The sequence below is a fragment of the Phycicoccus mangrovi genome, assembly GCF_018729305.1.
GTDB lineage: Bacteria > Actinomycetota > Actinomycetes > Actinomycetales > Dermatophilaceae > Phycicoccus > Phycicoccus jejuensis.
The window spans coordinates 13,961-27,509 of sequence record NZ_JAHHWP010000004.1 but is presented as its reverse complement, the minus strand read 5'-3'; the positions used below and the strand labels follow the sequence as shown (position 1 = coordinate 27,509).

Sequence of the window (13,549 nt, the reverse complement as noted above, 5' to 3'; positions counted from 1 at the left end):
CCGAAGCCCGTCCCCGCCCGTGTCGTCAGGAACCCATGCCGGCGGCGTCCACCGTCTCGGCGACGATCGTCACGCGGTCGTGGTCGACCGACATGAAGCCGCCGTCGACGACCGCGCTCTTCCAGCCACCGGCGTTGATGCGGACCTCGCCCTCGGCGAGGACGACGAGCATCGGCTGGTGGCCCGGGAGCACGCCGAGGTCACCCTCGGTCGAGCGGGCGCTGACCTGGCTGGCCTCGCCCTCCCAGACCTTGCGGTCCGCGGCGACGAGCTCGACCTGGAGAGCCATCAGAGGTTCTTCTGGATCTCGGCCCACTGGCGCTCGACGTCGTCGAGGCCACCGCACATGAAGAACGCCTGCTCACCGACGTGGTCGTACTCGCCGTCGCAGATCTTCGTGAACGCCTCGATGGTGTCGGTCAGCGGGACCGTCGAGCCCTCGATGCCGGTGAACTGCTTCGCGACGTAGGTGTTCTGCGACAGGAAGCGCTGGATCCGGCGGGCGCGGTTGACGAGGATCTTGTCCTCCTCGGACAGCTCGTCGATGCCGAGGATCGCGATGATGTCCTGCAGCTCCTTGTTGCGCTGGAGGATCTGCTTGACGCGGACCGCGGTGTTGTAGTGGTCCTCCGCGATGTAGCGACGGTCGAGAATCCGGCTCGTCGAGGTGAGCGGGTCCACGGCCGGGTAGATGCCGAGCGAGGCGATCTCGCGGCTGAGCTCGGTCGTCGCGTCGAGGTGCGCGAACGTCGTCGCCGGGGCCGGGTCGGTGTAGTCGTCGGCGGGGACGTAGATCGCCTGCATCGAGGTGATCGAGTGACCACGCGTCGAGGTGATGCGCTCCTGGAGGACGCCCATCTCGTCGGCGAGGGTCGGCTGGTAGCCCACCGCGGACGGCATGCGGCCGAGGAGGGTCGAGACCTCCGAGCCCGCCTGCGTGAAGCGGAAGATGTTGTCGATGAACAGGAGCACGTCCTGCTTCTGGACGTCGCGGAAGTACTCCGCCATCGTCAGCGCGGACAGGGCGACGCGCAGGCGGGTGCCCGGCGGCTCGTCCATCTGGCCGAAGACCAGGGCGGTCTGGCCGAGGACGCCGGCCTCCTCCATCTCGACCATGAGGTCGTTGCCCTCACGGGTGCGCTCGCCGACGCCGGCGAACACCGAGACACCACCGTGGTCGCGCGCGACACGGGCGATCATCTCCTGGATGAGGACGGTCTTGCCGACGCCCGCACCGCCGAAGAGGCCGATCTTCCCGCCCTGGACGTACGGGGTGAGCAGGTCGATGACCTTGATGCCCGTCTCGAACATCTGGGTCTTGGACTCGAGCTGGTCGAAGGCCGGGGCCTTGCGGTGGATGCCCCAGCGCTCGCTCACCTCGAAGCGCTCGCCCTCCTCGAGGTTCATGACCTCGCCGGTGGTGTTGAACACCTTGCCGAGGGTGGCGTCGCCGACCGGCACCGTGATGGGGCCGCCGGTGTCCTGCACCGCCGTGCCGCGGACGAGGCCGTCGGTCGGCTGGAGGGAGATGGCGCGGACCATGTTGTCGCCGACGTGCTGGGCGACCTCGAGGTTGAGCGACTTCTTCTCGCCGCCGATCTCGACCTCGGTGGTCAGCAGGTTGTACTGGTCCGGCATGCCGTCGACGGGGAACTCGACGTCGACGACCGGGCCGATGATGCGGGAGATCCGGCCGACCGCGCCGGCGGCGGCGGCCTCGCTCTTCTCGGTGACAGTGGCAGTCATGGTCTCTCTCTCACTCACTTGCTCTCGGCCAGCGCGCTGGCGCCACCGACGATTTCGCTGATCTCTTGGGTGATCTCGGCCTGGCGCGCCTGGTTCGCCAGCCGGGTGTACTTCTTGATGAGCTCCTCGGCGTTGTCCGTCGCCGACTTCATCGCCCGCTGGCGGGCGGCGAGTTCGGAGGCGGCCGCCTGCAGCATGCAGTTGAAGAGCCGGGCGTTGACGTACTTCGGGAGCAGCGCGTCGAGCACCTGGGCGGCGCCGGGCTCGAAGTCGTACAGCGGCAGGAGGTCGTCCGCGGACGGCTTCTCCTCGCCCTCGACGACCTCGAGGGGCAACAGCCGGATGACCTCGGGCTCCTGGGTGACCATCGAGACGAACCGCGTGAAGACGACGTGGACCTCGTCGACCCCGCCCTCGTCGGTCGCGGTCGTGAAGTCGGCGACGAGCCGCTCCCCCACCTCGCGGGCGACGTCGAAGGTCGGCTTCTCGGAGAAGCCGCTCCACTCCGCCGCGTACTCGCGGTGACGGAACTTGTAGAACCCGATCGCCTTGCGGCCGAGGAGGTAGGGGACGACCTCCTTGCCCTCCTCGCGCAGGCGCGCGACGAGCCGCTCGCTCTCCTTGATCACCGCGGAGGAGTACGCGCCGGCCAGACCGCGGTCGGAGGTCATGATGACGACCGCGGCGCGGCGCACGTCCTCCTTCTCGGTGGTCAGCGGGTGGTCCTCGTTGGAGAAGGTCGCCACCGCCGAGACCGCTCGGGTCAGCGCCCGGGCGTACGGCGAGGACTCACGCACGGCCTGCTGGGCCTTGACGACCCGCGAGGCCGCCATGAGCTCCATGGCCCGCGTGATCTTCTTCGTCGCGCTGACGGACCGGATGCGCTGCCGGTACTCCCGGATCTGCGCTCCCATGTCTTTCCGCCTTTCGTGGTGTCTGCTCGGTGGAGGGGCGTCAGCGCTTCTGGCGGACGATCTGCTCCTGGTCGGAGTCCATCGCCTCGCTGCCGTCCTCGCCCTGGTCGTTCACCGGGACCGCCTCGGCGCCGGAGCCGTCGAAGAGCTTGGTCTTGAAGGTGTCGACCTCGGCCTCGAGCGCCTGCTCGGTGCCCTCCTCGAACTTGCCGGTCTCGCGGATGGCCGCGAGGAGGTCCGACTTCGTGCGGCGGAGGTGGTCGAGGAACTCGGTCTCGAAGCGGCGCACGTCCTCGACGGCGACGCTGTCGAGCTTGCCGGTCGTGCCCATCCAGATGGAGACGACCTGCTCCTCGACCGGGTACGGCGCGGCCTGCGACTGCTTGAGGAGCTCGACGAGGCGGGCACCCTTGGCCAGCTGCGCACGGGAGGCCGGGTCGAGGTCGGACGCGAACATCGCGAAGGCCTCGAGGGCGCGGTACTGCGCGAGGTCGAGCTTGAGGCGACCGGCGACCGACTTCATCGCCTTGATCTGCGCGGCACCACCGACGCGGGAGACGGAGACACCCACGTCGATCGCCGGGCGGACGTTGGCGTTGAACAGGTCGGCCTGGAGGTAGATCTGGCCGTCCGTGATCGAGATGACGTTGGTCGGGATGTACGCCGAGACGTCGCCCGCCTTGGTCTCGATGATCGGCAGGCCGGTCATCGAACCGTGGCCGAGCTCGTCCGAGAGCTTCGCGCAGCGCTCGAGGAGCCGGCTGTGCAGGTAGAAGACGTCACCCGGGTAGGCCTCGCGGCCCGGCGGGCGGCGCAGGAGGAGGGAGACGGCGCGGTAGGCCTCGGCCTGCTTGGACAGGTCGTCGAAGACGATGAGGACGTGCTTGCCCTGGTACATCCAGTGCTGGCCGATGGCCGAGCCGGTGTAGGGGGCGAGGTACTTGAAGCCCGCGGAGTCGGAGGCGGGGGCCGCGACGATGGTCGTGTACTCCATCGCGCCGGCCTCCTCGAGCGTGCCCTTGACGGACGCGATCGTGGAGCCCTTCTGGCCGATGGCGACGTAGATGCAGCGGACCTGCTTGTCCGGGTCACCGCTCTCCCAGAACTCCTTCTGGTTGATGATCGTGTCGACCGCGACCGTGGTCTTGCCGGTCTGGCGGTCGCCGATGATCAGCTGGCGCTGGCCGCGGCCGATCGGGGTCATCGCGTCGACGGCCTTGAGGCCGGTCTGCAGCGGCTCGTGGACCGACTTGCGCTGGACCACCGTGGGGGCCTGCAGCTCGAGGGCGCGGCGCTCCTCGGCCTCGATGTCGCCGAGACCGTCGATCGGGGTGCCGAGCGGGTCGACGACGCGGCCGAGGAACTTGTCGCCGACGGGGACCGAGAGGACCTCGCCGGTGCGCTTGACCTCCTGGCCCTCCTCGATCTTGGAGAAGTCACCGAGGACGACGACGCCGATCTCGTGGACGTCGAGGTTGAGCGCGAGGCCCAGCGTGCCGTCCTCGAACTGCAGCAGCTCGTTGGTCATCGCCGAGGGCAGGCCCTCGACGTGCGCGATGCCGTCACCGGCGTCGGTGACGCGGCCGACCTCCTCGCGGGAGGCCGCCCCCGGCTCGTAGGAGCGCACGTAGCTGTCCAGCGCGTCCCGGATCTCGTCCGGACGGATCGAGAGCTCCGTCATGTGTGATCTTCTCCTCGGTCACCGGCCCCTGTGGGCCGCAGTTCGTGTGGTCGTGCGTCTGAAGTTGTCGTGCGGGGGTCAGCTGCCGGTGACGTGCCGGCGCGCCTCGTCGAGGCGGCGCAGCACGGTCCCGTCGACGACCTCGTCGCCGACCTGGACCCGGATGCCGCCCATGACGGCGGGCTCGAGGACCACCTGGAGGGCGACGGCCTTGCCGTAGTGCTTCTCGAGCGCGCTGCGCAGGCGGGCCTGCTGCTGCTCGCTCAGGGCGACGGCGGTCGTCACCAGGGCGGTGAGCTCGTCGCGGCGGCGCGAGGCGAGCTCGAGGTAGGCCTCCATGACCCGGTCGAGCCGACGACCGCGCGGCGTGCGCACGGCCTGCTCGACGAGGCGCACCGTCTCGGGGGCGGCCTTGGCGGCCAGCAGCGTCCGGACGAGGCCGGCCTTGCCCTCGGCGTCGGTGTTGCGGCTGGAGAGCGTGTCGCGCAGACCGGGGTCGGCGGCGACGATCCGCTCGAAGCGGAACAGCTCGTCCTCGACCCGGTCGATGCGGCCCGCGGACTCGGCACCCGCGAGGACCGCCTGCACGGCCAGGCTCTCGAGGGTGTCGCCGAGGTCGCGCTCGTCGGCCCACCGCTGGCCCGCCACCGTGGCGACGAGCTCGGCGGTGGAGGCGCCGAGGCGGCTGCCGAACAGCGAGCGGGCGAGCCCGGCCTTCGCCGAGCCCTCGCGGGAGGGGTCGGCGAGCGCGCGCCGCAGGGACGCGTTGCCCTCGACGACACCGGTCACCCCGAAGAGCTCCTCGGCGAGGGTCCCGGCGTCACCGCCGCGCAGGGCGGTGTCGAGGGCCTCCTGGGAGGCCTTCGCGGCACCGCGGGACGAGCCACGCATCAGGCGTCCTGCCCGGCCGGCGTGACCTTCTCGGGCCGGACCTCGCCGGCCTCGAGCTCCGCGAGGAAGCGGTCGACGATGCCCTTCTGGCGCACCTCGTCCTCGAGGGACTCGCCGACGATCTTGCTCGCGAGGGCGGTCGACAGCGTGCCGACCTCCTGGCGCAGCTGGACCACGGCCTGCTGGCGCTCGGCCTCGACCTGGCGCTTGGCCGACTCGGTGATGCGGGACGCCTCGGCCTGGGCCTGGGCGCGCATCTCCGCGACGATCTGCGCGCCCTGCTCGCGGGCGGACTCGCGGATCGAGTTCGCCTCGGCGCGGGCCTCGGCGAGCTGGGCGGTGTACTGCTCCAGCGCGGCCCTGGCCTCGGCCTGGGCCTGCTCGGCCTGCTCCATGCCGCCCTCGATCGCCGCGGTGCGCTCCTCGTACAGAGCCTCCATGCGCGGCACGACCTTGGTCGCGAAGAGCCAGTAGAGGATGGCGAAGGCGATGGCGCCGACGATGATCTCGCCGGGGTGGGGCAGGAGGGGCAGGGCCTCGGGCCAGCCCACTCCCTCGGCGGTCTGCACGGATGCGAGAACCACGTCGCTTACCTATCTGTCGGACGGACGGTCTGTGCTGCGGAGGTGCGTCGTCAGCCTGCGAAGACGAAGACGAAGACGAGACCGAGGATCGCGAGCGCCTCGGTGAGCGCCATGCCGGTGAAGGCGATGGTCTGGAGCATGCCGCGGGCCTCCGGCTGGCGGGCCACACCGTTGATGTACGCGGCGAAGATGAGACCCACACCGATACCGGGGCCGATGGCGGCGAGACCGTAGCCGAGGTACGTGATGTTGCCAGTCATTGCGTTTCCTTTCGGACGGCGCCGGGCCTGTCCCGGCGTCGGTGAACTGTTCTGGTGGTCGTGCTACCGGACTGCTCCGGCGGTCAGTGGTGCTCGCTCACCGCGTCGCTGATGTACAGCGCCGCGAGGAGGGTGAAGATGAACGCCTGGAGGAACTGCACCAGGAGCTCGAAGAAGGTCATGACGATGCCGAAGCCCATGCCGAGCACGCCGGACGCCTGGATGCCGATGTTGCTGCCGTGGAGGAGCAGGTACTCGCCGCCGAGGATGAACACGAGGAGCATCAGGTGGCCGGCGAGCATGTTGCCGAACAGTCGCAGCGCGAGCGTCAGCGGCCGGATGATGAAGTACGTGAGGAACTCGAGCACGAACATGATCGGGCGCAGCCAGAGCGGCAGGCCGGGGGGCACGAGCGACTTGAGGTAGCCCACGACGCCGTGCTTCCGGCGGATCGCGACGGTGTGGTAGACGACGTACACGACGAGGGTCAGCACGATCGGGAAGGCGATCCGGCTGAACGAGGGGAACTGCACGAGCGGGAAGATGCCCATGACGTTGTTGAACAGGATCATCGTGAACAGCGTCATCAGCAGCGGGATGAACGGACGGAAGTCCTTCGCGCCGATGATGTCGCGGCCGATGCTGTTGCGCACGAAGCCGTAGACGCCCTCGGCGAGGAACTGCCGCTTGCTCGGGACCACCGAGAGCTTGCCGGCGACGGTCATGAAGAACGCGCCGATGAGCACGACCGAGACGATGACGACGAACGCCGGACGGGTCAGCGCGAAGTCGTTGGTGTCGCCCCCGATGAGGGGCCACCAGAAGCTCTCCGGGCCGGGGGCGACGAAGCCCTCACCGTCAGCGGCGGCGACGCCGGTCTGAAGCCAGTGTGCGGGAACCACGCTGGGGCTCACAGCCTCTCCTCGGGGAATTCACAGGCGCGCTCGACGGGCGCCCGATGGAACGGGACGTACGCTACCCGACCCTCGCGGGTGGTCGCGACGGCGGGTCGGACGGGCTGACGGGCGCTCACGAGCGCTCCTCCGGGCCGTCCGGGAGGTCGTAGACGGGGACGCGGGCGCGGCGCAGGGCGCGCATCGCGAAGACCTGCCACACGATCGTGACGACGAAGGCGACGATCCCCAGGGCGGGACCGTCGACCCACGACGCGTCCTTGAACGCGATGATCACGAGCAGGAGCAGGAAGACCTGCCCGAGGTAGACGGCCATCGCGACGGCGAAGAACGCCGTCGGGTTGGCGTCGCGCACGAGCCGGCTGAGCAGGAACATCCCGGAGGCGAAGAAGCCGAGCGAGACGACGAGACCGAGGGAGCCCCCGGCGATCGCGTCCGCGCCGCGGACGACCGCGAGGACGACGACGGCCAGCACACCCGCGACGGCGGACGGCGCCAGCGCACCCCGGAGCATCGCTCCGAAGGGGGCACCGGCGTGCGGTGCGGCGCTGGGCTGCGGGTCGGTCATCCGTGATCGGCCTGTCGTCGGTGGGTGGAGAGCGGACTCTCCCGGGACGGCTTGTGAAAGTTATCACAAGCCCCCGACGAGGCCAAAAGCGCAGGTCAGACGCGTCGGGCGAGGACGACCCAGATGGTCCGCGCGATGATCTCGAGGTCGAGCACCGGGGACCAGTTGACGAGGTACTGCAGGTCGTAGCCGAGCTTGTACGCGGCGTCGGTGTGGTACCGGCCGTGGATCTGCGCGAGGCCGGTCAGACCGGGCGGGACCTCGTGGCGACGGGTGTACCCCGCGATCTCCTGCTCGAACCCCGCGGTCAGCTCGGGACGCTCCGGGCGGGGCCCGACGACCGACATCCGGCCGGTGAGGATGTGGAGGATCTGCGGCAGCTCGTCGGCCCGGGTGGCCCGCAGCCAGCGGCAGGCCGGGATGACGCGGGGGTCCCCGGAGCCGGACGACAGCTGCGCCCCGGTGACCTCGGCGTCGGTCCGCATCGTGCGGAACTTCACCATCTCGAAGGTCTCTCCCCCGGCGCCGACGCGCGTCTGCCGGTAGAGCAGCGGACGCCCCGCCACCACGAGCTGGTGCAGCGCGACGCCCCCGAGGAGGAGCAGCCAGACCGGCGCCGTGACGACGACGAGCACGAGGTCGAGCAGGCGCTTGAAGTGGCGCTGCGAGGCCGCCATCGTCTGCGGCATGAGGAGGACGAAGGGCAGCCCCGCGACCTCGCGCAGGCGGTCCAGGCCGAAGAGCGTCTCGCGCCCGCCGACCCGCAGCAGGACGGTGACGTCCTGCTGGTCGAGCCGCCCGATGGTCCGCGGGTACCAGAGGTCGAGCCAGCCGGCGCTGAGGAGCAGCACGTCGGTGGCCCGCGTGCGCGCGACCGTCTCGACGATGGCGTGCGGGTCGTCGACCTCGGCCACCACCTCGAGCGGCGAGTGGTTGGCCACGACGTGCTGACGGGCGAGCTCGATGTCGGGCGCCAGCCCGGCGAGGACGACGCGCGGCGGGCCCTCGCGCCGGGTGCGCATCCAGTGGACGACCCCCCGGTTGACCGCGACGGCGACGCCCGCGAGGGCCATCACCGCGACGAGGTTGGTGATGGGGAACGGCAGCGGCCGGTCGACGATCGACCCGCGCTGGCGCAGCAGCGCCGAGAGCACGAGGTTGAGCAGCGCGACGAAGCTGCCGGCGGCGAGCGAGAGCCTGGCCGCCCGGGGCAGCACCGCCGCTCCCCCGAGGCGCGGCTCGCGCTCGTAGAGGCCGCCGAAGTAGAACGCGACGAGGAAGATGCCCGCCGAGACCGCGAAGGAGAGCGCGTAGAGAGCCAGGGGGTAGGTCGGCCACGGCGGCAGTCCGTAGCGCCAGACCATCGTCAGCACCGACAGGAGGAACACGGCCCCGGCGTCGAGCACCATGACGAGCCGGAAGCCCCGGCGGTTGAGCCGGGTCAGCAGGCGCGGTTCGGGGTCCGGGACGGAGTCGGTCACGGGCGGCGGCTCCGGCGGCCTCAGGCCGGTCGGGGGTACGCGGGGAAGGCCTGCACCAGCTCGGTGACCTCGGCCCGGACCGCGCGCGAGACCTCGTGCTGCGGGTCGGCGTCGCCCTCGGTCACCGCCCGGGCGATGAGCCGCGCGATGGTGCGCATCTCGTCCGCGCCCATCCCCTGCGTCGTGACGCAGGGCGTGCCCACCCGGATGCCCGAGGCGATGTTCGGCTTCTGCGGGTCGAACGGGATCGCGTTCTTGTTGAGGGTGATCCCGGCGGCGTCGCTGCGCGCCTCGGCGTCGACGCCCGTGACGTGCACGCCCTGGAGGTCGTGCAGGCTCAGGTGCGTGTCGGTGCCACCGGTCGTCGGCCGGATGCCGTGCTCGCCGAGGGCCTGCGCGAGGACCTTCGCGTTGGCGATGACCTGGCGCGTGTACGCGGCGTACTCGGGGGTCGCGCACTCCTTGAAGTTCACGGCCTTCGCGGCGATCGTGTGCATCTGCGGGCCACCCTGCATCATCGGGAAGACGGCCTTGTCGATGGCGGCGGCGTGCTCCTCGCGGCAGACGATCGCGCCGGAGCGCGGGCCGCGCAGCACCTTGTGCGTCGTGAACGAGACGACGTCGGCGTGGGGCACCGGGCTCTCGATGGCCTTGCCGGCGACGAGGCCGATGAAGTGCGCGGCGTCGACCCAGAAGACCGCGCCGACCTCGTCGGCGATGGCCCGGAAGCGCGCGAAGTCGATGGTGCGCGGGATCGCGGAGCCACCGGCCAGGAGGACCTTGGGGCGGTGCTCCTTGGCGAGGCGCTCGACCTCGTCGTAGTCGATGTCCTCGGTGTCCTTGTCGACGCCGTAGTGCACCGCGTCGAACCACTTGCCGGAGAAGGAGACCTTCGTGCCGTGGGTCAGGTGACCGCCGTGCGGGAGGCTCATGGCGAGGATCGTCTCGCCGGGCTTGAGGAACGCGCCGTAGACGGCCTGGTTCGCGCTGGCGCCCGAGTGCGGCTGGACGTTGGCGTGGTCGGCACCGAAGAGGGCCTTGGCCCGCTCGATGGCGAGCGACTCGGCCTTGTCGACCTCCGAGCAGCCGCCGTAGTAGCGGCGGCCCGGGTAGCCCTCGGCGTACTTGTTCGACAGCGTCGAGCCGAGGGCCGTGAGGACCTCGGGGCTCGAGAGGTTCTCGCTGGCGATGAGCTGCAGCCCGCCGCGGAGCCGGTCGAGCTCGCCGGTGAGGACCGAGGCGATCTCGGGGTCGAACGCCGAGAGGGCGTCGAAGTCGGATCCGTAGAACGTGTCACTCATCGTCGGCGCTCTCCCGCGGCTGGTCCTGGCTGCTCGCGCCGGGCTCGGCGCCCGACAACTCTAGGGCGTCGGCGCGCGAGCGCTCGACGACGGCCATGACGGCCTCCTCCGACAGCGCGCCGAGCCGGAGGATGGCCGGCTCGTCGCGTGTGCAGTCGACGATCGTCGAGGCCAGGCCACCCGTGCTCGGCCCGCCGTCGAGGTAGAACTCGACGCTCGCCCCGAGCTGCGTCGCGGCCTCGACGACCGTGCGGCTCGAGGGGTACCCGTGGCGGTTGGCGCTGCTCACGGCCATCGGGCCGACCTCGCGCAGGAGGGCGAGGGCGACCTCGTCGTCGGGCATCCGCAGCGCGACGGTGCCGCCGGTCTCGCCGAGGTCCCAGGCGAGCGAGGGCTGCGCGCGCAGGACGACGGTGAGCGGGCCGGGCCAGAACTCCTCGACGAGCGCGCGGGCGTAGTCGGGCACCTCGGTCGCGAGACCCTCGAGCGTGCGCGCCTCGGGGACGAGGACCGGAGGGGGCATGTCGGTGCCCCGGCCCTTGGCGTCGAGGAGGTCGCGGACGGCCTCCGGCGAGAAGGCGTCGGCACCGATGCCGTAGACGGTGTCGGTGGGCAGGACCACGAGGCGTCCGTTGCGGACACCCTCGGCGACCTTGGGCAGCGCGTCGGCACGCCCCGCCTCGGTGGTGCAGTCGAAGACCGGGCTCATGGGGGCCAGCCTAGGGCGCCACCCCGGCGTGGATGCGGAGGGTTCAGCCGCGCGGGGCGCGCACGGCCACGGTCGTGCGCGGGCGGCCCGCGAGGTCGCGGTGGTCGACGACGTCGTGCCACTCCCCCGTCGCCCGCAGCGCCCCCGGCAGGGACCCGCCCTGCTCGTCGGCGTGCTCCATGACGAGCACCCCGCCCGCGCGCAGGAGCACCGCGGCACGGGCCGCGACCGCGAGCGGCACCGCGAGGCCGTCGGCGGAGCGGCCGTACAGCGCGAGCGCCGGGTCGTGGTCGCGCACCTCGGGATCGACGGGCACGGCGCCGTCGGGGATGTACGGGGGGTTGCTGACGACGACGTCGACGGCGCCCTCGAGGTCGTCGAAGGCGGTCGTGGCGTCGCCGAGCCGCAGGTCGACCGGCAGCCCGAGGCGGTCGACGTTGCGCCGCGCCCAGCCGTGCGCGTCGGGCGACAGCTCGACGGCGTGCACCCGGGCGTCGCGGACCTCGTCGGCGACGGCGAGCGCGATGGCCCCCGACCCGGTGCAGAGGTCGACGACGACCGGGGCCGGCCCCGCGGCGCGCGCGGCGTCGACCGCGTGACCGGCGGTCAGCTCGGTCTCGGGGCGCGGCACGAAGACGCCGGGCCCGACGCCGAGCGTCAGGTGCCGGAAGTGCGCGCGCCCGGTGAGGTGCTGCAGCGGGACGCGGGCTGCCCGTTCGTCCACGAGGTCCTCGAACCGGGCCACGTCCCGCTCGACGACGGCCGTGCGCAGGATGCCCCGCATCCGCACCTCGCCGTGGTCCACGCCGAGGACGTACGAGAGCAGCTCGACGGCGTCGGCGTCCGGCGACGGGACGCCGGCCCCGGCGAGCGCGGCCCGGGCCCCGGCGAGCAGGACGTCGGTCGTCGTCATCGGTCGGAGATGGCGGCGAGCCTCGCGGCCTCGTCGGCGTCGACCGCGGACTGCACGACCGGGTCGAGGTCGCCGTCGAGCACGGCGTCGAGGTTGTGCGCCTTGTAGCCCGTGCGGTGGTCGCTGACGCGGTTCTCGGGGAAGTTGTACGTGCGGATGCGCTCGCTGCGGTCGACGGTGCGGACCTGGCTCGCGCGGGCGTCGGACTCCGCGGCGTGCCGCTCGTCCATCGCCATCTGGTGCAGGCGGGCGCGCAGCACGCGCAGCGCGGCCTCGCGGTTCTGCAGCTGGCTCTTCTCGTTCTGGCACGACACGACGAGGCCGGTCGGCAGGTGGGTGATCCGGACGGCGGAGTCGGTCGTGTTGACGCTCTGCCCGCCGGGGCCGCTGCTGCGGAAGACGTCGATCCGCAGGTCGTTCGCGTCGATCGTCACCTCGACCTCCTCCGCCTCGGGCATGACCCAGACCCCGGCGGCGGAGGTGTGGATGCGGCCCTGGCTCTCGGTGACCGGCACGCGCTGGACACGGTGCACGCCACCCTCGTACTTGAGCCGGGCCCACGGCGCCTCGCCGGGCGCGGCCGTGCCCCGCGACTTCACCGAGACGCGGACGTCCTTGTACCCGCCGAGGTCGGACTCGGTCGCGTCGAGCACCTCGGTGCGCCAGCCGCGGCGCTCCGCGTGGCGCAGGTACATCCGCAGGAGGTCACCGGCGAAGAGGGCCGACTCCTCGCCGCCCTCCCCCGCCTTGACCTCGAGGATGACGTCACGGTCGTCCTCGGGGTCGCGCGGCACGAGCAGACGGCGCAGCCGGTCATCGGCCGCGGCGACGGCCTCCTCCAGCGCGGGCAGCTCCTCCGCGAACGCGGGGTCCTCACCGGCCAGCTCGCGGGCCGCCCCGAGGTCGTCGCGCGCCGCTCGCCAGGCGCGGTGCGCGGCGACGACCGGTCCGAGCGCGGCGTAGCGCTGGTTGGCCTCGCGCAGCCGGTCGGGGTCGGAGGCGACGGCGGGGTCCCCCATCGCGCGCTCGAGCGCGGCGTGCTCGGCGACGAGCACCTCGGCGGACTCGATCACGGGCCGGACCTCCTCGGGACGGGTGGGGGTGGAGACACGGACGCGCCGGCCCGCCCTCCAGGGGCGGACCGGCGCGTCGCGGATGCTACTTGGCGGCCTTCTTGCCGTAGCGGGCCTCGAACCGGGCCACGCGGCCACCGGTGTCGAGGATCTTCTGCTTGCCCGTGTAGAACGGGTGGCAGGCGCTGCAGACGTCGGCGTGGATGACGCCGTTGGCCGCGGTGCTGTGCGTGGTGAACGTGTTGCCACACGTGCAGGTGACGGTGGTCTCCACGTACGTGGGGTGGATGTCCTTCTTCACGATGTCTCCTCGGATGTCTCCGGGTCGGCGGGCCCAGCACCCTGCTGGTCACCCTGGGCGCCCCGACTGCGGCCCTCGTGGGAGGCTGCTCAGGAAACGCGTCTGTGCCGTGAACCGGTCCAGCGGTCAAGTGTGCCAGAGCGGGTCACCGTCACCTAAACGGTGGTGCTCCGTCCTCGACCACTGTGCACAACGGCCCGGGCGCCCGTGGCA

At 71.6% G+C, this 13,549-nt stretch carries 15 protein-coding genes; all 15 read right to left on the bottom strand.

The window, feature by feature from the left end; all coding sequences use genetic code 11:
* Window positions 1-25: 25 nt before the first annotated feature.
* The 15 genes from KMZ30_RS01175 to rpmE all read right to left on the bottom strand — a co-directional run bounded on the left by KMZ30_RS01175 (window position 26) and on the right by rpmE (window position 13,336).
* Entirely contained in the window at window positions 26-292 is a 267-nt protein-coding gene (locus KMZ30_RS01175; protein WP_030527799.1) for a F0F1 ATP synthase subunit epsilon, read from the bottom strand.
* Window positions 289-1,746, bottom strand: a complete 1,458-nt coding sequence (atpD, locus tag KMZ30_RS01170; protein WP_215511026.1) for a F0F1 ATP synthase subunit beta — start codon at window positions 1,744-1,746, stop codon at window positions 289-291. Before atpD ends, KMZ30_RS01175 begins: the two co-directional genes overlap by 4 nt.
* 14 nt (window positions 1,747-1,760) lie before the next feature.
* On the bottom strand, window positions 1,761-2,660 hold the full coding sequence (locus KMZ30_RS01165; protein WP_215511025.1) for a F0F1 ATP synthase subunit gamma: 900 nt from the start codon (window positions 2,658-2,660) through the stop codon (window positions 1,761-1,763).
* Window positions 2,661-2,700: 40 nt separating this feature from the next.
* Window positions 2,701-4,341: a F0F1 ATP synthase subunit alpha gene (atpA, locus tag KMZ30_RS01160; protein ID WP_215511024.1), complete on the bottom strand. Its 1,641-nt coding sequence runs from the start codon at window positions 4,339-4,341 to the stop codon at window positions 2,701-2,703.
* 78 nt (window positions 4,342-4,419) lie between these two features.
* Entirely contained in the window at window positions 4,420-5,232 is an 813-nt protein-coding gene (locus KMZ30_RS01155; protein WP_215511023.1) for a F0F1 ATP synthase subunit delta, read from the bottom strand.
* Complete coding sequence (locus KMZ30_RS01150) at window positions 5,232-5,816, bottom strand: F0F1 ATP synthase subunit B (protein WP_215511022.1); 585 nt, start codon at window positions 5,814-5,816, stop codon at window positions 5,232-5,234. Before KMZ30_RS01150 ends, KMZ30_RS01155 begins: the two co-directional genes overlap by 1 nt.
* 50 nt (window positions 5,817-5,866) lie before the next feature.
* On the bottom strand, window positions 5,867-6,076 hold the full coding sequence (gene atpE, locus KMZ30_RS01145; protein ID WP_215511021.1) for an ATP synthase F0 subunit C: 210 nt from the start codon (window positions 6,074-6,076) through the stop codon (window positions 5,867-5,869).
* A gap of 83 nt (window positions 6,077-6,159) precedes the next feature.
* Complete coding sequence (gene atpB / locus KMZ30_RS01140; protein WP_215511020.1) at window positions 6,160-6,990, bottom strand: F0F1 ATP synthase subunit A; 831 nt, start codon at window positions 6,988-6,990, stop codon at window positions 6,160-6,162.
* Between the two features lie 115 nt (window positions 6,991-7,105).
* Window positions 7,106-7,558 (bottom strand): Cg1360 family ATP-synthase-associated protein, encoded by a 453-nt coding sequence (locus tag KMZ30_RS01135; protein ID WP_215511019.1) that lies wholly within the window; start codon window positions 7,556-7,558, stop codon window positions 7,106-7,108.
* Window positions 7,559-7,653: 95 nt separating this feature from the next.
* The gene (locus tag KMZ30_RS22195; protein ID WP_215511018.1) at window positions 7,654-9,039 is read right to left on the bottom strand and encodes a sugar transferase; all 1,386 of its coding nucleotides are present in this window, start codon (window positions 9,037-9,039) and stop codon (window positions 7,654-7,656) included.
* 20 nt (window positions 9,040-9,059) lie between these two features.
* The gene (glyA, locus tag KMZ30_RS01125; protein ID WP_215511017.1) at window positions 9,060-10,340 is read right to left on the bottom strand and encodes a serine hydroxymethyltransferase; all 1,281 of its coding nucleotides are present in this window, start codon (window positions 10,338-10,340) and stop codon (window positions 9,060-9,062) included.
* Window positions 10,333-11,049, bottom strand: coding sequence for an L-threonylcarbamoyladenylate synthase (locus tag KMZ30_RS01120; RefSeq protein WP_215511016.1), 717 nt, complete (start codon window positions 11,047-11,049; stop codon window positions 10,333-10,335). Before KMZ30_RS01120 ends, glyA begins: the two co-directional genes overlap by 8 nt.
* 43 nt (window positions 11,050-11,092) lie before the next feature.
* A complete protein-coding gene (gene prmC / locus KMZ30_RS01115) occupies window positions 11,093-11,962 on the bottom strand; it encodes a peptide chain release factor N(5)-glutamine methyltransferase (protein ID WP_215511015.1) in 870 nt (289 codons plus the stop codon).
* The gene (gene prfA / locus KMZ30_RS01110; protein ID WP_215511014.1) at window positions 11,959-13,035 is read right to left on the bottom strand and encodes a peptide chain release factor 1; all 1,077 of its coding nucleotides are present in this window, start codon (window positions 13,033-13,035) and stop codon (window positions 11,959-11,961) included. The genes prmC and prfA overlap by 4 nt, the downstream gene beginning before the upstream one ends.
* A gap of 85 nt (window positions 13,036-13,120) precedes the next feature.
* Window positions 13,121-13,336: a 50S ribosomal protein L31 gene (gene rpmE, locus KMZ30_RS01105; protein ID WP_030527785.1), complete on the bottom strand. Its 216-nt coding sequence runs from the start codon at window positions 13,334-13,336 to the stop codon at window positions 13,121-13,123.
* Between the last annotated feature and the right edge of the window lie 213 nt (window positions 13,337-13,549).